The sequence below is a fragment of the Pseudomonas sp. FG-3G genome (assembly GCF_901007645.1).
GTDB lineage: Bacteria > Pseudomonadota > Gammaproteobacteria > Pseudomonadales > Pseudomonadaceae > Aquipseudomonas > Aquipseudomonas rhizophila.
Map to the genome: position 1 here is coordinate 341,704 of NZ_CAAKGZ010000021.1, position 18,403 is coordinate 360,106.

18 protein-coding genes are annotated in these 18,403 nt (G+C 62.0%); 11 read left to right on the forward strand and 7 right to left on the reverse strand.

The window, feature by feature from the left end; all coding sequences use genetic code 11:
* Positions 1-76 precede the first annotated feature (76 nt).
* The 8 genes from PSEUDOMOFG3G_RS13890 (at position 77) to PSEUDOMOFG3G_RS13925 (ending at position 8,162) form a co-directional block, all read left to right on the forward strand.
* Positions 77-928, forward strand: coding sequence for a putative selenate ABC transporter substrate-binding protein (locus PSEUDOMOFG3G_RS13890; protein ID WP_107322490.1), 852 nt, complete (start codon positions 77-79; stop codon positions 926-928).
* Positions 925-1,722, forward strand: a complete 798-nt coding sequence (locus tag PSEUDOMOFG3G_RS13895) for a phosphonate ABC transporter ATP-binding protein (RefSeq protein WP_047226487.1) — start codon at positions 925-927, stop codon at positions 1,720-1,722. Before PSEUDOMOFG3G_RS13890 ends, PSEUDOMOFG3G_RS13895 begins: the two co-directional genes overlap by 4 nt.
* The gene (locus PSEUDOMOFG3G_RS13900) at positions 1,716-2,543 is read left to right on the forward strand and encodes an ABC transporter permease (protein ID WP_047226488.1); all 828 of its coding nucleotides are present in this window, start codon (positions 1,716-1,718) and stop codon (positions 2,541-2,543) included. The genes PSEUDOMOFG3G_RS13895 and PSEUDOMOFG3G_RS13900 overlap by 7 nt, the downstream gene beginning before the upstream one ends.
* Entirely contained in the window at positions 2,540-3,307 is a 768-nt protein-coding gene (gene phnE, locus PSEUDOMOFG3G_RS13905; RefSeq protein WP_047226489.1) for a phosphonate ABC transporter, permease protein PhnE, read from the forward strand. Before PSEUDOMOFG3G_RS13900 ends, phnE begins: the two co-directional genes overlap by 4 nt.
* Before the next feature lie 198 nt (positions 3,308-3,505).
* The gene (locus tag PSEUDOMOFG3G_RS13910; RefSeq protein WP_139050328.1) at positions 3,506-4,885 is read left to right on the forward strand and encodes a UDP-glucose/GDP-mannose dehydrogenase family protein; all 1,380 of its coding nucleotides are present in this window, start codon (positions 3,506-3,508) and stop codon (positions 4,883-4,885) included.
* 173 nt (positions 4,886-5,058) lie between these two features.
* Positions 5,059-5,766 (forward strand): HPP family protein, encoded by a 708-nt coding sequence (locus PSEUDOMOFG3G_RS13915; protein ID WP_076384904.1) that lies wholly within the window; start codon positions 5,059-5,061, stop codon positions 5,764-5,766.
* Positions 5,767-5,900: 134 nt separating this feature from the next.
* Positions 5,901-7,007 (forward strand): enoyl-CoA hydratase/isomerase family protein, encoded by a 1,107-nt coding sequence (locus PSEUDOMOFG3G_RS13920; RefSeq protein WP_139050329.1) that lies wholly within the window; start codon positions 5,901-5,903, stop codon positions 7,005-7,007.
* Between the two features lie 3 nt (positions 7,008-7,010).
* Positions 7,011-8,162: an acyl-CoA dehydrogenase family protein gene (locus PSEUDOMOFG3G_RS13925; protein WP_047226493.1), complete on the forward strand. Its 1,152-nt coding sequence runs from the start codon at positions 7,011-7,013 to the stop codon at positions 8,160-8,162.
* Positions 8,163-8,288: 126 nt separating this feature from the next.
* Here PSEUDOMOFG3G_RS13925 and PSEUDOMOFG3G_RS13930 read toward each other — a convergent pair whose 3' ends face one another.
* The 7 genes from PSEUDOMOFG3G_RS13930 to pssA all read right to left on the reverse strand — a co-directional run bounded on the left by PSEUDOMOFG3G_RS13930 (position 8,289) and on the right by pssA (position 16,476).
* On the reverse strand, positions 8,289-9,062 hold the full coding sequence (locus PSEUDOMOFG3G_RS13930) for an enoyl-CoA hydratase (RefSeq protein ID WP_047226494.1): 774 nt from the start codon (positions 9,060-9,062) through the stop codon (positions 8,289-8,291).
* 13 nt (positions 9,063-9,075) lie between these two features.
* Positions 9,076-10,203, reverse strand: a complete 1,128-nt coding sequence (locus PSEUDOMOFG3G_RS13935; protein ID WP_139050330.1) for an acyl-CoA dehydrogenase — start codon at positions 10,201-10,203, stop codon at positions 9,076-9,078.
* 9 nt (positions 10,204-10,212) lie between these two features.
* Entirely contained in the window at positions 10,213-11,400 is a 1,188-nt protein-coding gene (locus tag PSEUDOMOFG3G_RS13940; RefSeq protein ID WP_160892687.1) for an acetyl-CoA C-acyltransferase, read from the reverse strand.
* Between the two features lie 11 nt (positions 11,401-11,411).
* The gene (locus PSEUDOMOFG3G_RS13945; RefSeq protein WP_139050331.1) at positions 11,412-12,173 is read right to left on the reverse strand and encodes an SDR family NAD(P)-dependent oxidoreductase; all 762 of its coding nucleotides are present in this window, start codon (positions 12,171-12,173) and stop codon (positions 11,412-11,414) included.
* Positions 12,174-12,189: 16 nt separating this feature from the next.
* The gene (locus tag PSEUDOMOFG3G_RS13950) at positions 12,190-13,854 is read right to left on the reverse strand and encodes an AMP-binding protein (protein ID WP_139050332.1); all 1,665 of its coding nucleotides are present in this window, start codon (positions 13,852-13,854) and stop codon (positions 12,190-12,192) included.
* 250 nt (positions 13,855-14,104) lie between these two features.
* The gene (locus PSEUDOMOFG3G_RS13955) at positions 14,105-15,121 is read right to left on the reverse strand and encodes an AraC family transcriptional regulator (protein WP_047226499.1); all 1,017 of its coding nucleotides are present in this window, start codon (positions 15,119-15,121) and stop codon (positions 14,105-14,107) included.
* A gap of 11 nt (positions 15,122-15,132) precedes the next feature.
* Positions 15,133-16,476: a CDP-diacylglycerol--serine O-phosphatidyltransferase gene (gene pssA / locus PSEUDOMOFG3G_RS13960; protein WP_139050333.1), complete on the reverse strand. Its 1,344-nt coding sequence runs from the start codon at positions 16,474-16,476 to the stop codon at positions 15,133-15,135.
* 122 nt (positions 16,477-16,598) lie between these two features.
* Here pssA and PSEUDOMOFG3G_RS13965 point away from each other — a divergent pair, with 122 nt between their 5' ends.
* From PSEUDOMOFG3G_RS13965 to PSEUDOMOFG3G_RS13975, 3 genes are all read left to right on the forward strand, one after another.
* Entirely contained in the window at positions 16,599-17,168 is a 570-nt protein-coding gene (locus PSEUDOMOFG3G_RS13965) for a TetR/AcrR family transcriptional regulator (protein ID WP_107322496.1), read from the forward strand.
* Positions 17,169-17,222: 54 nt separating this feature from the next.
* A complete protein-coding gene (locus PSEUDOMOFG3G_RS13970) occupies positions 17,223-17,702 on the forward strand; it encodes a nuclear transport factor 2 family protein (RefSeq protein ID WP_047226502.1) in 480 nt (159 codons plus the stop codon).
* 273 nt (positions 17,703-17,975) lie between these two features.
* Positions 17,976-18,377 (forward strand): hypothetical protein, encoded by a 402-nt coding sequence (locus tag PSEUDOMOFG3G_RS13975; RefSeq protein WP_047226503.1) that lies wholly within the window; start codon positions 17,976-17,978, stop codon positions 18,375-18,377.
* Positions 18,378-18,403: the final 26 nt, after the last annotated feature.

The window sequence follows — 18,403 nt, forward strand, 5'->3', positions numbered from 1 at the left end:
CTCACAAAGCGCCATGCGGTTGTTCGCGAGTGCCTGGTGCTTCAATATTCCTGCGTTAACGTACCGGAGATTTTCCATGCTCAAGCGTTCCCTGGCATTGGCCGTCGGCTTGACCCTGTCTTTCAGCGCCTTGCTGGCCCAGGCCGCCGACACCCTGAAAGTCAGCGCGATTCCCGATGAAGCCCCTACCGAATTGCTGCGCAAGTTCAAGCCCTTGGGCGCTTATCTGGAACAACAGACCGGCATGAAAGTCGAGTTCATTCCCGTAAGCGACTACCCCGCGGTGGTCGAGGCGCTGGCGACCGACCGCATCGACCTGGCCTGGCTGGGTGGTTTCACGTTCGTGCAAGCACGCTTGAAAACCGGTAATGCGATCCCGCTGGTGCAGCGCGAGCAGGACGCCCAATTCACCAGTAAATTCATCACCGCCGACCCTGCGGTTAAATCCCTCGCCGACCTCAAGGGCAAGACCTTTGCATTCGGTTCAGTGTCTTCCACCTCTGGCAGCCTGATGCCGCGATATTTCATGCTCCAGGACGGCATCAAGCCGGAAAGCTACTTCAGCCGCGTAGGTTACTCGGGCGCCCATGACGCCACCGTCGCCTGGGTCCAGGCCGGCAAAGTGGACGCTGGGGTACTGAACGCCAGCGTCTGGGAAAAACTGGTCGCCGCCGGCAAGGTCGACACCGCCAAGGTCAAGGTGTTTGCCACCACCCCGGCCTACTTCGACTACAACTGGACGGTGCGCGGAACGCTCGATCCGGCGCTGGCAGCCAAGATCAAGGCAGCCTTCCTCGCACTCGACCCGGCAAATCCGAAGGACAAGGAAATCCTCGATCTGCAGGCTGCCAGCCGCTTCATCGAAACCAAGCCTGAGAACTACAAGGGCATCGAGGAAGCCGCACGCGCCGCCGAATTGCTCAAATGACATTACATCTGACCCAGGTCAGCCTTACCCACGCCAACGGTGTCCAGGCGCTACGTGGCGTGGAGCTGCACATCGGTGCCGGCGAACAGGTCGCCATCATCGGTCCGTCCGGTGCGGGTAAATCGAGCCTGCTCAATCTGCTGGGCACGGCCCTGCGACCGGGTCAGGGCGAAATGCAGGTGCTCGGTGAAACGGCCTGGCAGTTATCTGCCCGCCAACGACAGCGCCTGCGCGCGCGCATCGGCTTGATCCACCAAGCGCCGCCCCTGCCACCGCGCCAGCGCGTGATCACTGCGGTGCTGGCCGGCAAACTGGGTCAGTGGGGCATGGGCAAGAGCCTGCTGAACCTGCTGCATCCGCTGGATGTTCCCGGCGCACGGGCGGCATTGGCCAGGCTGGATCTGAGCGACAAGCTGTTCGCGCAATGCCAGCAACTCTCCGGCGGCCAATTACAACGCGTTGGCATTGCCCGGGTGCTGTATCAGGCACCCGAGGTGTTGTTGGCCGATGAACCTGTTTCGGCCATGGATCCGGTGCTGGCCGAGCACACCCTTTCAGTGCTCTGTCGCCATGCCCGGGAGCACAACGTCACCCTGGTCGCCAGCCTGCATGCGGTGGACCTGGCCCTGGCGCACTTTTCGCGGATCATCGGCCTGCGTGACGGACAGATCCTGTTCGATCTGCCGACCGATGCCGTCGACCGTGAGCGGCTCGACAAACTCTACGCCAATGAGCAGTTGATACCCTCGCCTCCACCGCCCTCCCCCTTGAGTGTGCAAATCCCGCGATGCTGACACGCGATACCCGAGACCCCGCCAGCGGCCCTCGCCTGCTGCTCTGCCTGTTGGCGCTTGTCCTGCTGTGGCCGGGCATCCACTTCAGCGAGCTGGACCTTGGCGTGCTGGTGACGAGCGACAGTCAAAGCGAGATGGGCCGGTTTGTCTCGGCCTTCTGGCCACCGGCCCATGGCGAAGCGTTCATTGAGCTGCTATTGCAAGCCACCTTGCAGACCTTGGCCATTGCCACGGCGGGTATGGCTTTGGCATTGCTGTTCGCCGTTCCCGCCAGCCTGCTGGCCAGCCGTGCGCTTTCGCTGTCTGCGGCCTCCCGGGGTGGCCAACCGGGCTATTGGGGGCAACTGCTGCGCTGGCCGGTACGCGGTCTGCTGATCTTCCTGCGCAGCGTGCCGGAAATCGTCTGGGCCCTGCTCTTCGTCCGCGCCGTCGGCCTTGGTCCGACTGCTGGGGTATTGGCCATCGCCATTACCTACAGCGGCATGTTGGGCAAGGTCTACGCGGAAATCTACGAGTCGGTCGACCAGCGTCCGGCACATGCGCTGTTGCAGGCTGGCAGCGGCCGACTGACAGCCTTCTGCTACGGGATCCTGCCCAATGTCGCGGCGGAGCTGCTGTCCTACACGGTGTATCGCTGGGAGTGCGCCATCCGCGCCTCGGTGGTGATGGGCTTCGTCGGTGCCGGTGGCCTGGGCCAACAAATGGACCTGTCGTTGCGCATGTTCGCCGGCGGTGAAGTGGCCAGCATGCTGTTGACGTTCCTCGTCCTGGTCCTGCTGGCCGATCAACTCAGTCGCCTGCTGCGCTGGAGGCTGGCATGAACCGCCTGTTCAACGCGATATTGCTCCTGTGCATCGGTGCAGCCGTCGTCGCCTCGTTCGCCTATCTGGGCATCGACCTCGGCCAGCTTGGCGACGGCGACAACCTGAACCGGATGGGCGCTTATGCCCAGCGTTTTCTCAGCCCGGACCTGAGCCCCAGCCATCTGAAAGCAATCGGCCACGGTGCCCTGGAAACCATCGCCATGTCCGCCCTTGGCACCCTGCTCGCCGCGGTGTTCGGCCTGGTCCTGGCCCTCCCCGCCGCCGGGCGCTTCGGTTGGCCGATGCAAAGCACCTCGCGCCTGGTACTCAACGCCTTGCGCGCGGTTCCTGAACTGGTGTGGGCGGCGCTGATGGTCTTGGCTGCTGGGCTGGGCCCCAATGCCGGCACCCTGGCATTGGCGCTGCACACCACCGGCGTGCTCGGCCGGCTGTTCGCCGAAGCGCTGGAAAACACCCCACCCGAACCGGCCGAAGCCATTCGCCTGCAAGGCGGCAATGCCGTGTGGGCGTTCTGTTACGGCACCCTGCCCAACCTGATGCCGCAGCTGTTGGCCTACATCCTGTACCGCTGGGAAAACAACATTCGCATGGCCAGCGTGCTGGGCTTCGTCGGCGCCGGCGGATTGGGGCAAATGCTCTATGTCAGCCTCAGCCTGTTCCAGGAGGCGCAGGCCAGCACGGTGATTCTGGCGATGCTGCTGCTGGTCCTCGCGGTCGACTCGCTGAGCAGTTGGAGTCGTCAACGCTGGGTCAAGGCCTGAGCGCTGCCGCGTAGCGGCGAGTTTGACACCACACGTTCAGACCAGGGTGGCTCCCCTCCCTTGCCCACGGGTTGACCGCAACCGCTGCAGCCTGTCAGCGAACTGAAATATCCCCGACTTATTCTGCTGATGCGCGCATTGCGGCGATGTGCGGGTTGTATGTGCCTGCCCGTTCGGAAGTCATCCAGGGAGTCCGCCATGAAAATCAGTGTATTCGGTAGTGGTTACGTGGGATTGGTGCAAGCGGCGGTGTTGGCCGAGGTGGGCCATGACGTGGTGTGCATGGACATAGACGAACAGAAAGTCGAAAGCCTGCGCCAAGGCCAGGTGAGTATCTTCGAACCCGGTCTGGCCGCGCTGGTGCGTGAGGGATTGGAAGCCGGACGTCTGCATTTCACCCACGATGAAAAGCTCGCGGTGCAGCACGGCCAGGTGCTGTTCATCGCCGTGGGTACGCCTTCCAGGGAAGATGGCTCGGCCGATTTGAGTCAGGTCCTGGCCGTCGGTGAGGCGGTGGCTCGTTACCGCGAACAACCAGTCCTTGTCGTGGAGAAATCCACTGTACCGGTGGGCACCGGCGACGCCCTGCGGGCGCACATCGACAAATGCCTGCTCAAGGCCGGCCGTTTGTTGCAGTTCGATATCGTGTCCAACCCCGAGTTTCTCAAGGAAGGCTCGGCGGTGGCTGATTGTCGCCGTCCGGATCGCATCGTGATCGGCTGCGAAAGCAATGAAGTGCGCGACACCATGCGCGACTTGTACGCGCCCTTCAATCGCAACCATGACCGGATCCTGTTCATGGATCTGCGCAGCGCCGAGCTGACCAAGTACGCAGCCAACGGCATGCTGGCGACGAAGATCAGCTTCATCAACCAGATCGCGGAGCTGGCGGAACACCTGGGCGCTGACATCGAAGCCGTGCGCCTGGGCATCGGCGCGGACTCGCGCATCGGTTATCACTTCATTTACCCGGGCTGCGGCTACGGTGGCTCGTGTTTTCCCAAAGACATGCGCGCGCTGATCCACACGGCCGAGCAAGCCCACTGCTCCAGCGATCTGTTGCAAGCGGTGGAAACCATCAACCAGCGGCAGAAGCACAAGCTGTTCGAACGCATCCAGGCGTTCTACAAAGGCGATTTGCGCGGTAGAACCTTCGCGGTGTGGGGCTTGGCCTTCAAGCCCAACACCGACGACATGCGCGACGCACCGAGTCGTACCCTGCTGGAGGCGTTGTGGGGTGCCGGTGCCAGTGTCCGCGCCTTTGACCCCGAGGCCATGCAGCAGACCCAGCAGCTGTATCCCGACGAATCGAAGCTGATGTTGATGGGCACGCCGGAATCGGTTTTGCCGGGGGCCGATGCACTGGTGATCTGCACTGAATGGCAACCGTTCAAGGCGCCGGATTTCGACCTGATCCAGCAACGGCTCAAGGCTGCGGTGATTTTCGATGGCCGCAACCTGTATGACCCGGACCGCATGGCAGACAAGGGCTTTACCTATTTCCCCATAGGGCGCGGGCAATCGTGCAACCTGCCTATCGCTCAGCAAACCTGGTTTCAAGCGTCCAGAAGCGCATGATCTTCTTTACCTCAAAATAAGTGCACTCAAACAGCATTAATATGAATTTGTAAGCAAGGGCCGCGAACGGCACACTGTGCATCGTTCCTCCCCCAACTGTTGGAACACTTAAAGGGCTTTCAGGGATTCTCCCGTAAGCCCCTTTTTTTGTTCGTTTTTTGGATTTTCGCTTAATGCTTTCTCGCTGGTTCCCCGCTGCTATCAATACCCGCCCCACCGAATGGAGCCGGGCCGCCATCGGTATGGCCCTGGGTACGATGTTCAGTGTCTGGCTGTGCGGCCAGGTGTTTGGCCTTGAGGTGGCGCAACACTTGATTGGCCCGCTCGGCGCCTCGGCCGTGCTGTTGTTTGCCGTCTCCTCAGGCGCCCTCGCCCAGCCCTGGTCGATCTTCGGCGGTTACTTGTGCGCCTCGGTCGTGGCATTGCTGGTGGCCCATGTCCTGGGCCGTACCCTGGGGAGCGCCTGTCTGGCGGCCGGCATGGCGCTGGTGTTGATGTGCTGGCTGCGTTGCCTGCACCCTCCGGCGGGTGCCCTGGCGGCGACGATGGTATTGGCCGACCCGTCGATCATCGCCCTGGACTGGCAAGCTGTCGGTGCCGCGATGCTGGCCGGTTCCACCCTGCTCTTGAGTGCATTGGCCTATAACAACCTGACGCGCGTGCGCTATCCCAAGCGCGCCAGCGAGCCGACGCCGGTCATTCCCGCCGACCATTCACCCATCGACCGTCAGGCCATTACGGCTGAGGACTTGAAGCTCGCTCTTGAGCAAATGGAAGCATTCTTTGACGTAACTCCCGAAGATCTCGAGCAATTGATCCACGCCAGCGAACGCAATGCCAGGCGTCGCAGCATCACGGAAGTCCTCTCGGGTCGCGGCTGAGCCTGAGGCTGCTATAAATATGCAGACAGGACCTGCACGTATCCCGGTTGTGCAAGGCAAATTTGCACTGGTACGATCCTGACCGGGTACGCGCGACACAATTCATAAAGAACAATAAAAGCAGGGAGTTAGCGATGACAGCTCAGGTTTCATCACAAGCCTCGGGACCCATCGGAGCCGTGGCTCATGAAGTGCTGGTCGAAGTACGCAACCATATCGGCCACTTGACCCTGAACCGCCCCGCCGGCCTCAATGCCCTGACGCTGGACATGGTGCGCAGCTTGCAGCAACAGCTCGATACCTGGGCTCTGGACCCACAGATCCGCGCCGTGGTACTGCGCGGTGCCGGTGACAAGGCGTTTTGCGCCGGCGGCGATATCCGCTCGCTGTACGACAGCCACAACCAGGGCGACAACCTGCACCAAGACTTTTTCGTCGAGGAATACGCCCTCGACCTGACGATTCATCACTACCGCAAACCCATCCTCGCCTTGATGGACGGTTTCGTCCTGGGCGGCGGCATGGGCTTGGCGCAAGGTGCCGACCTGCGGGTGGTGACCGAACGCAGCCGCCTGGGCATGCCGGAAGTCGCCATCGGTTATTTCCCCGACGTCGGGGGCAGCTATTTCCTGCCGCGCATTTCTGGCGAACTGGGCATCTACCTGGGAGTCAGTGGCGTACAGATCCGTGCTGCCGACGCGCTGTATTGCGGGCTGGCCGACTGGTATCTGGACAGCGACAAGCTCGATCGGCTCGATGAACGTCTCGACCGCCTGGAATGGCACGACACGCCCCTCAAGGACCTGCAAGGCCTGCTGGCGAAACTCGGCATGCAGCAGTTGCCTGCCCCGCCTCTGGCCGACCTGCGCCCGGCCATCGATCACTTCTTTGCCCTTGCGGACGTGCCAAGCATGGTGGAGCAGTTGCGTCAGGTCACCGTCGCCAACAGCCATGAGTGGGCGCTGAAAACCGCCGACCTGCTGGAGACCCGCTCGCCCCTGGCCATGGCCGTAACCCTGGAAATGCTGCGTCGCGGCCGGCATTTGAGCCTGGAAGACTGTTTTGCCCTGGAACTGCACCTGGACCGTCAATGGTTCGAGCGCGGCGACCTGATCGAAGGCGTGCGCGCCTTGCTCATCGACAAAGACAAGAACCCGCAGTGGAACCCGCCGACCCTGGGGGCGCTGGACAAGCGCCACGTGGCGAGTTTCTTCGACGGCTTCGACGACCACGGGAACTGAACCATGCACGACCTTGAGCTGACCGAAGAGCAAGTGATGATCCGCGACATGGCCCGGGATTTTGCCCGCGGCGAGATCGCCCCTCATGCCCAGGCCTGGGAAAAAGCCGGCTGGATCGACGACGCCCTGGTGGCGAAGATGGGTGAGCTGGGCCTGCTGGGCATGGTGGTGCCCGAGGAATGGGGCGGTACCTACGTCGATTACGTGGCCTATGCCCTCGCGGTGGAAGAAATCTCCGCAGGCGATGGCGCCACCGGGGCGCTGATGAGCATTCACAACTCGGTGGGTTGCGGGCCGGTCCTCAATTTCGGCACCGACGAACAGAAACAGACCTGGCTGGCCGATCTGGCCAGCGGCCAGGCCATTGGCTGCTTCTGCCTCACCGAACCCCAGGCCGGCTCCGAAGCCCACAACCTGCGCACCCGCGCCGAACTGCGGGACGGCCATTGGGTGATCAATGGCGCCAAGCAATTCGTCAGCAACGGTAAGCGGGCGAAACTGGCGATTGTTTTTGCGGTGACGGATCCTGAGCTGGGCAAGAAAGGCATTTCGGCGTTTCTGGTGCCGACCGACACGCCGGGCTTCATCGTCGATCGCACGGAACACAAGATGGGCATCCGCGCTTCGGATACCTGCGCCGTGACCTTGAACAACTGCACCATCCCCGAAGCCAACCTGTTGGGGGCTCGCGGCAAAGGCCTGGCGATTGCCCTCTCCAACCTAGAGGGTGGTCGCATCGGCATCGCGGCACAGGCCCTGGGCATCGCCCGTGCGGCGTTTGAAGCGGCCCTGGCTTACGCGCGGGACCGGGTGCAGTTCGACAAGCCGATCATCGAACACCAGAGCATCGCCAACCTGCTGGCCGACATGCACACCCGCCTGAACGCCGCCCGCCTGCTGATCCTCCACGCCGCCCGCCTGCGCAGCGCCGGCAAGCCATGCCTGTCGGAAGCGTCCCAGGCCAAGCTGTTCGCCTCGGAAATGGCCGAAAAAGTCTGCTCCTCGGCCATGCAGATTCATGGCGGGTATGGGTATCTCGAGGATTATCCGGTGGAGCGCTACTACCGCGATGCGCGGATTACCCAGATCTATGAAGGGTCGAGCGAGATACAGCGGATGGTGATTGCCCGGGAGTTAAAGAACTACCTGGTGTGATGGCTGAAAAAGCATCGCGAGCAGGCTCGCTCCCACAGGGTTCGGAGGTGTACACAGAGATTGCGTACACCAAAGATCCCATGTGGGAGCGAGCCTGCTCGCGATGGCGTCAGTCAGGACGCCGCATTACTTGTCCTGAAACTCCGCCGCCCGCTTGGCCACGAATGCCGCCATGCCTTCCTTCTGATCCTGCGTGGCAAATGCCGCATGGAAGACCCGGCGCTCGAAACGCACACCTTCGGACAGGCTGACTTCAAAGGCGCGGTTGACGCTTTCCTTGACCATCATGCTGATGGGCACTGACTTGGAGGCGATCAGAGCGGCGGTTTTCAGTGCGTCGTCGAGCAATTCATCAGCCGGCACGATGCGCGCAACGATGCCGCAACGCTCCGCTTCCACTGCATCGATGAAACGGCCGGTCAGGCACATTTCCATGGCCTTGGCCTTGCCCACTGCGCGAGTCAGCCGCTGGGTGCCGCCCATGCCCGGCAGTACGCCCAGGTTGATCTCCGGCTGACCGAACTTGGCATTGTCACCGGCCAGGATAAAGTCGCACATCAACGCCAGTTCGCAACCACCGCCCAAGGCAAACCCGTTCACTGCCGCGATGATCGGCTTACGCCGGTTAGCCACGCGGTCGCTGTCGCTGAACAAGTCATCGAGGTAGATCTGCGGGTAGGTCAGCTCGGCCATTTCCTTGATGTCGGCACCAGCGGCAAAGGCTTTTTTCGAGCCGGTCAGTACGATGCAGCCAATCTTTGGATCAGCCTCCAATGCATCCAGCGCCTGGTTCAGCTCGCTGACGATCTGCGCGTTCAAGGCGTTCAACGCCTGGGGACGGTTGAGGGTGATCAGGCCAACGCGGTCCTTGATCTCCAATAAAATCGTTTCGTAGCTCATGCAGGACTCCTGTTCAAAGATTGCGCGAAATGACCATGCGCTGAATGTCGCTGGTGCCTTCGTAGATCTGGCAGACGCGCACGTCGCGGTAGATGCGCTCCAGCGGGAAATCGTTGAGGTAACCGTAACCGCCCAGTGTTTGCAACGCCATGGAGCAGACTTTTTCGGCCATTTCCGAGGCGAACAGCTTGGCCATGGACGCTTGCACCAACGCCGGCTGGCCGTTGTCGCGCAAAGCAGCGGCGTAATGGACCATTTGCCGCGCCACGGCGATCTGGGTGGCCATGTCCGCCAGACGGAACGCCACGGCTTGGTGTTCGATAATCGGCTTGCCGAAACTTTGCCGCTCGCGAGCATAGTCGCGGGCCGCTTCGAACGCCGCGCGGGCCATGCCCACGGACTGCGCGGCGATACCGACCCGTCCGCCTTCCAGGTTCGCCAGGGCGATCTTGTAGCCCTCGCCCTCCTCCCCCAAACGGTTGCCCACCGGCACACGGACATCCTCGAACAGGATCTGGCAAGTGTCGGAGGCGTGCTGGCCCAGTTTGTCTTCGACCCGCGCCACGCTGTAGCCCGGCGAATCGGTGGGCACGATGAACGCACTGATGCCACGCTTGCCGGCGCTCGGATCGGTCACCGCAAACACAATCACCACCCCGGCGTTCTGCCCGGAGGTGATGAACTGCTTGCAACCATTGAGCACGTAGTGATCGCCCTCAAACCGTGCCCGGGTCTTGAGGCTACTGGCGTCCGAACCGGCCTGGGGCTCGGTCAATGCAAAGGCACCGAGCATCGCACCGCTGGCCAGGGGGGTGAGGAATTTGGCCTTCTGTTCATCGCTCCCGAACTTGAGGATCGGCACGCAGCCCACCGAGTTGTGCACGCTCATGATGGTCGAGCACGCCCCATCGCCGGCGGCGATCTCTTCCAGGGCCATGGCATAAGTCAGGTAGCCGGTGTCGCAACCGCCCCACTGCTCCGGCACGAGCATGCCGAAGAAACCCAGTTCGGCCATTGCAGCAATGGCTTCCTTAGGGAAACGGTGCTCGCGGTCCCACTCAGCGGCGAACGGTTTCAAGCGCTCCTGAGCGAACTGCCGGGCCACGTCGCTGATTTGAGTCTGTTCTTCAGTCGGGAGCATGGTGATTCCTTAATACAGGCATTCAACGGCCATGGCCGTGGCTTCGCCGCCACCGATGCAGATGGCCGCGACGCCACGCTTGAGGCCTTTCTGGCGCAGGGCCGAAAGCAGCGTCACCAGGATCCGCGCGCCCGACGCACCGATGGGGTGGCCCAACGCGCAGGCGCCGCCATGGACGTTGACCTTGTCGTGGGGGATCTCCAGCGCGCCCATGGTCGCCAACGCCACCACTGCGAAAGCCTCGTTGATTTCAAACAGCTCCACGTCGTCGAGCGACCAACCGGTTTTGTCCATCAGTTTCTTCACCGCGCCGATGGGGGCGGTGGGGAACAGGCTCGGCGTGTCGGCAAACGCGGCGTGGCCGTGAATCACCGCCAACGGCTTCAGGCCTCGCTCCCGGGCCTGGCTCTGGCGCATCAACACCAGCGCTGCGGCACCGTCAGAGATGGAGCTGGCATTGGCTGCAGTGACCGTTCCGCCCTCACGGAACGCCGGTTTGAGCGAGGCGATCTTGTCCAGGCGGGCCTTGGGCGGCTGCTCATCGTGGCGCACGGTGACCTGTTCCTTGCCGACCATGACCTGCAACGGCACGATCTCGGCGTCGAAACTGCCGTCCTTGATCGCCTGTTGGGCACGGGTGGTGGAAGCGATGGCGAAAGCATCCTGGGCTTCGCGGCTGAAACCATTGGCTTCAGCGCAATCTTCGGCAAAGGTGCCCATCAGGCGGCCCTTGTCGTAGGCATCTTCCAGGCCATCGAGGAACATGTGGTCGAGCACCTTGCCGTGGCCCATGCGCAAACCGCTGCGGGCGCGGTCGAGCAGATACGGGGCGTTGGACATGCTTTCCATGCCGCCAGCCACCACCACCTCGGCGCTGCCGGCGATCAGCATGTCATGGGCAAGAATTGCCGCCTCCATGCCCGAACCACACATCTTGTTGAGCGTGGTGCAGCGGGTCGATTTATCGAGCCCGGCCCCCAGTGCGGCCTGGCGCGCCGGAGCCTGGCCCTGGCCTGCCGCGAGCACACAGCCAAACAGCACTTCTTCAACCGCATCAGGGGCAATGCCGGCCCGCTCCACGGCAGCTTTAATGGCGGCGGCTCCCAGTTGCGGAGCGCTGAGGCTTTTCAGTTCACCTTGAAAGCCGCCCATGGGGGTGCGGACGGCGCTGACGATAACAATCGGATCGTTGGACATGACAATTGCTCCTACTTGGCAGCCATACGCAAGGCGCCGTCGAGACGGATCACCTCACCGTTGAGCATGGTGTTTTCAATGATATGCCTGACCAGCGCCGCGTACTCGGCCGGTTTGCCCAGGCGCGGTGGAAAAGGCACGCCAGCGGCCAGGGAGTCGCGTACTTCGGGTGTCATGCCGGCCATCATCGGCGTTTCGAAAATGCCCGGGGCGATGGTCATCACACGGATGCCGAAGCGCGCCAGTTCCCGGGCGGCCGGCAGGGTCAGGCTGGCGATGGCGCCTTTGGAGGCCGCGTAGGCTGCCTGGCCGATCTGGCCGTCGAAAGCCGCCACCGAAGCGGTATTGATGATCACGCCACGCTCACCCTCGGCATCGGCCTCGGTTTCACTGATGGCAGCGGCGGCCAGACGCAACAGATTGAAGCTACCGATCAAGTTGACGTTGATCACCTGGCTGAAGCTGGCCAGCGCGTGCGTGCCGTTCTTGCCGAGGATCTTCTCGCCGCGCACGATGCCGGCGCAGTTCACCAGGCCATTGAGGCCACCGAACGCCGCCACGGTGGCCTTGACCGCCGCGTCTGCCGCCGCTTCGTTGCTGATGTCCGCCACCACACTCTGGCAGCCCAGCATCTGCGCCTGGGCAGCCACGGCTTCGGCGTTGAGGTCCACCAGCATCACCTTGGCACCGGCCTTGACCAGCATCTCGCCGGTGGCCGCGCCGAGGCCGGACGCGCCGCCGCTGACGAGGAAAATCTTGTTGTCGATCTGCATCATGGTTTCCTTGGATTCAAGCTGAAACGTTAGGCGCCGCGGCCTCTTGAGCCTTGGCGATCTCCTGGTTGCGCAAGATAAAGCGCTGCAACTTGCCGCTTGGGGTTTTCGGCAAGTCGCTGACAAATTCGATTTCACGGGGATAGGCATGGGCCGCCAGGCGCTTACGCACGTGCTGGCGCAACTCTTCGGCCAACTCTGGCGCGGCGCGGTATTGGGCGCTGAGCACCACGAAGGCTTTCACCAGTTCGGTGCGTTCGGGATCGGGCTTGCCGACCACCGCAGCCTCGACGACGGCGGGGTGTTCGATCAGTGCGCTTTCCACGTCGAACGGGCCGACGCGATAGCCGGAGGTGGTAATCACGTCGTCGCTGCGGCCGACGAAGCTGATGCTGCCATCGGGGTTGAACTCAACGGTGTCGCCGCTCAGGTAATAATCGCCGACGAAAGCCTTGGTTGGCCCGCCCTCGTAACCGGCGAACCAGCACATCGGTGACTGGCTGCGGTCGACAGCGAGAATGCCCGGCTGGCCCACGCCCAATTCACGGTTATTTTCATCCAGCACCACGATCCGGTGGCCCGGCGAGGCGAAACCAGCCGCGCCCATGTGCACCGGATGTTCCAGAGCGTGGTGATTGCACAGCACCATGCCCAGTTCGGTCTGGCCGTAGTGATCGTGGATCACCACGTTCAGGTTGTCGGCAAACCAGCGGATGACCTCCGGGTTCAGCGGCTCTCCGGCGCTGCTGACCGCGCGCAGCGTGCCCTTGATCGAGCGGGCGAGCTGATCGCCCCCGGCGATCAACAAACGATAGGCAGTGGGTGAACCGGCGAGGTTGGTGATGCCGTACTTGTTGATGACTCGGCAAGTGCTTTCCAGGGTGAACGGCCCATCGTAGAACGTGATGGGATGCCCCATGGCCAGAGGCCCGGTCACACCGAAGTAGATGCCGTAGGCCCAGCCCGGATCAGCGACGTTCCAGAAGGCGTCTTCGGGACGCAGGTCCACGGCGTCACGCATGTAGCTCTGGAATGCGACGATGGCCTTGAGCGGCACCGACAGCGCCTTGGCCGGCCCAGTGGTGCCGGAGGTAAACATCAACAGGAACGGGTCTTCGCCACTGAGCATCACCGGTTCGCACTGGTTTGCATGGTTCGCCACTTCTGCCCAGAAACTGTAATCGCCGCGAACGATGCCCTGGCCTTTTGCGCCGCCGACCGTGACCACTGTGGGGCAACCGGCTACATCGTTGAGTTTGGGGCGATTGACCGCGTCGGTGACCACAACACGCGCACCGGAGCTGCCCAGACGGTGTTCGATGGCCTTGGGGCCGAACGCGGTGAACAACGGCTGATACACCGCGCCGATGCGCCACGTGGCGAGTACCACGATCAGCAATTCAGCGGTACGTGGCAGCAGGCCGGCCACCTTGTCACCCTTGCCCACGCCTTGGGCCAGGAGGAAATTGGCAAAACGTGCGGCGTTGTCCTGCAGGTCACGGTAAGTCCAGGTCGCGTCGCTGCCGTCGCGACCCTCCCAGAACAAGGCAATACGCCCCGGCAACGCATGCCGGTCGCAACACTCGACACAGGCGTTCAATGCCTTGAGCGAGCCGTGCAGTGCGGTGTTGACGGTGTGCAGGTAATCGAACTGTGACGTGGCGGACGAGTAATCGCGCATGACCAGAATCCCTCTGTACTTTTTATTGGTTGGGGGAACCGTAAACAGCAGGGAAATACTCGCGCCGAAGGGCTTGGGCGGCAATGGTCAAAGCCATCAAGTTGCTTGACTGGTTTGGCCATGGTTGGGTGATGTGGCGTCTGGGAGGCCGTTATCGCGAGCAGGCTCGCTCCCACCGGGGCAATGCGAACCTTATGTGGGAGCAAGGCTTGCCCGCGATAGCGCAAGCCCACTCAACCCACATCCCGGATCAGCCAGGATCGTTGAGAATCAGGCTGCGATAATGTCCCGGATTGGACCCGGACCACTTGCGAAACGCCTTGTAGAAGGAGCTGGCATCGGCAAACCCCAGGCGTGCGGCGATTTCCACGAAACTGATGGAAGGTTCGGCCAGCCAGTTGATGGCCAACTCTTTGCGCACACTGTCCTTGAGCCCTTGATACGTCTGGCCCTCCTCCGCCAAGCGGCGGCGCAGGGTCGAGGCCGAAACGCACAACTGCTGGGCCAGAGCCTCGGTCTCCGGCCACTGCTCGGGTGGCAATTGGCGCAGGTCGTGTCTGATGCGGCTGGCGAGGCTTTGCGGGTCGCGATATTTGACCAGGATGTTGGCCGGTGCCTGGGCCAGAAAGCGGTTGAGTTCCTCGGCGCTACGTCGGATGGGCAGGTCCAGGCATTCGGCGGAGAAGATCATCCGGGTGCGGGGCCGGTCAAAGCGCAGGTTCCGGGAGAACATCACACGATAGTCGTCGCAGAAATCCGGTTCCGGGCAACGCAACTCGATGGAAAGAATCGGAATACGCCGCCCGGCCAGCCAACAGGCCACGCCATGAACAATCATCCAGTAGGTGAAATAGGTGAAGGCCCGTCGCGGATCCTGATCGTCCTCCAGCAGGACGATTTCCGCCAGGCTCTGCTGACGGACCCATTGGGCCGGCAACTGTTCGAACATCAGCGAGAGGAACCCCAGCCCCGCCGTCAGGCCGCTCGCCAGCGTGGGTTGGGCCATGGCGCACTGGCAGAGAAACGCCAGGCTACCCGACTTGAGCTTGCGCGGGTCCATGCCAAAAAACTCGTCATCCAGGCGTCGGGCGAGCAAACGCCAGAGCCGCGCATAAGCATGGGCCGGGACCCGCGCCTGGGAGTCGTCGAGCAACGCAGGGTCTATGCCGACCTTGCTCAGAACCTCATCGGTGGCCGCTCCGGGAGCGCAGCTTTGCAGCAGCGCCTCACGTACCAACTGGATGGAGATGGTGTCTTTTTCCGACATAGCACGAGCTTTCACAGGATCCGGTAAAGCAGCCGCTCGATCCGCACCCGGCTGACCCGTTTCAGAAACCTGGCGACTGCGGCGGGATAGTCCGGCAGGGTTTCCAGGTCCAGATATCGATCGATGCGCCGGGTGTGCTGGTAAATCTGCTCAAGCTCGGCCTGACGCGGCCCCAGCAGTTCGCCCTTGGGGTCATCCAGCAACAAAGCGTTTTCCAGGTCCAGGCGAAACGCCCGTGGATTGAGGTTATTGCCGGTCAGCAAGGTGTAGCGCTCGTCGATCCACATGCCCTTGAGGTGATAGGTATTGTCACCGTCACGCCACAGGTGCAGGTTCAACTGGCCGCTGTCGATGTACCGCTGATGCCGCTTGGCGAAGCGGCGCAGGCTGATTTCGTAGAGATAGGGCAGCGCGGCGATGATCTTGAACGGCTCGCTGGGCGGCATGTAGAAGTCGTTGGCGGTTTTGTCGCCGACGATAATGTCGATCCTGACCCCGCGAGCCAGCGCGCGATTGATTTCCCGGGTCACCCCCAGGGGCAGATTGAAATACGGCGTGCAGATGGTCAGTTGCCGGCGACTGCTGGCAATCAACTCGCCAATTACCCGGCTCAACGGATTGTTCTTGCCCACGCCCAGCAACGGGCTCACCGACAGGCCGCTCTTGTCGAGGTTGCCGGCCTGCGTGTCATACGCGGCGTACTTGAGCCGGCTGCGCAGATCGCCGATGTCCTTGCGCAGGCTGCGAGTGCTGGGCAGGTTCGGCAAATCCAGACGATGCACGGCGCTGGAGGCAATCAAGCCATGCTGTATCAGGTGCTGCATCGAGTCGGCCAGTGCCTCGTTGCGCAACAGGTGGTAGCGGTCGTAGCGGTATTTGTCGAACTTGTGCAGATAGACGTTATTGAGGCTGGCGCCGCTGTAAAGCACACAGTCGTCGATCACGAAGCCTTTGAGGTGCAGCACGCCGAACAACTCGCGAGTCTGCACCGGCACGCCGTAGATCGGCACTTCGCTGGCGTGAGTGCGGGTCTGTTCCTGATACCACGCCGAATTGCCCGGCTGCTTCTTGGCGCCGATCAGCCCGCGCTGGGCCCGCAGCCAGTCCACCACCACGACCACGTCCAGTTCCGGACGCTTGGCCTTGGCGGCGTGCAAGGCATCGAGGATTTCCTGCCCGGCCTCGTCCTCTTGCAGGTACAGGGCGACGATGTAGATGCGCTGGGTGGCCTGGGCGATTTGCTCCAGCAGGCAACGGCGGAACTCGGCGGCGCCATCGAGGATGGTCACGGCATCGGCGGTCAGTGCAAAGCTGCGCAGCTTAGGCAGCAAGGGGCGTTTGAAAAGCGACGGCATAGGGCTCGCAAAAGGTCGAATCCGAAGAGTGGTTGAGCTTACACCATCGATGGGTTCGGGTCTTCAGGGCGTCATGAAAAAACAACTTGACCAAGGAGAACGATCGTTCTACTGTTAGCGCCATGAACGAAATCAATAGCAATGAGACCCGAAACATTATTCTCGATGTCGCCGAAAAGTTGATCTATAAAAGTGGCATCGCGGCCACCGGCATGGATCTGCTGGTGAAAACCGCCGGCGTCTCCAGAAAGAGCATTTATCGCTACTTTGCCAACAAGGACGATCTGATCGTGGCCGCACTCCAGCGGCGCGACGAACGCTGGATGCACTGGTTCAGCAGTGAGGTCGACAAGGCCCCTACCCCGCGCGCCCGGCTGCTCAACCTGTTTACCGTGCTCAAAACCTGGTTCGACAGCGAAGGTTTCCGTGGCTGTGCGTTCATCAACACCAGTGGCGAAACCGGCGATCCACAGAACCCGGTCCGCCAGGTCGCCAAACTGCATAAACAGAAGTTGCTCGACTATGTAACCCGGCTATGCACAGAACAAGGCGTCGAGAGCCCGGATGCCTTGGCCCGGCAGTTACTGATCCTGATCGATGGCGCCATTACCGTCGCACTGGTCATGGGCGATCACAGCGCCGCTGACCAGGCCCAAAACATACTGAAGTCCTTATTGGCTGAAACTGAATAACCCGTTCCCGTAAACCGCTGTGCCACTTGCTCGATCACTCACTGGAGATCTGCCATGTCATCCACTGCTGAAGTTCGTCCGCCGCTGCCGCCTTTCACCCGTGAATCGGCCATTGAAAAAGTCCGCCTGGCCGAAGACGGCTGGAACTCCCGCGACCCACAACGGGTGTCCCTGGCCTATACGCTGGACACTCAATGGCGCAACCGTGCCGAATTCGCCCATAACCGCGAAGAGGCCAAGGCCTTCCTGACCCGTAAATGGGCCAAGGAACTGGACTACCGGCTGATCAAAGAACTGTGGGCCTTCACCGGTAACCGTATCGCCGTTCGCTACGCCTACGAATGGCACGACGATTCGGGCAACTGGTTCCGTTCCTACGGCAATGAAAACTGGGAGTTTGACGAGCAAGGGTTGATGTCCAACCGCTACGCCTGCATCAACGACATGCCGATCCAGGAAAGCGAACGCAAATTCCATTGGCCGCTGGGTCGCCGGCCGGATGATCATCCGGGGCTGTCTGACTTGGGGCTGTAGGCGCACGGCATTTGTATAAGCAACAGAAACCTTGTGGGAGCGGGCTTGCTCGCGAAGGCGGTGCGTCAGCGGGTAGCAATGCTGGACGAGCAACCGTCTTCGCGAGCAAGCCCGCTCCCACATTGCTGCTGCGGGCTCGGCCCAGCTCCCGCTCGCAACGGCGCTAGACAAGCGGCCACTCACCAGGGTTGACCGGCATGCCGCCAGGCATCACATTGCCTGGACCGCCGATACACTCAGAGGCGATTTGCTCGTTGCTGACCTGTGGAGCCCATGACCGCGTCGATTCCGATCCGCCCCCCCTGCCCGCCTGGTGTCTGTGACTGCGGGCGTGATGCGTTGCTGCAAACCCCGGGCAGTGACCTGCGCATTCTTTGCTTGAACCGTCAGGAAGAAAAACGCCTGCTCGAACGGCTGGAAAATATCCAGAGCCTGGACGAACTCCAACGGTTGCAGCAGCGTATGTACGAGAACCTCGGAATCCGCCTGAGCGTCGAACCCGGCTACAACGAAGTACGCACCATGCGCGGCATCGCCATCGAGTTCCAGGAGCAGCCCGGCCTGTGCCGCAAGATTCGCCAGTCGATCCCCACCGCCATTCGACGCGGGTTGGAAAAACGTCCCGAAATCGCTTGGCGCTTGCTGGATGCCCACGACCTGTTCCGTGACGCCTGAGAAACAGCTTCATCCCTGAAGCTGCA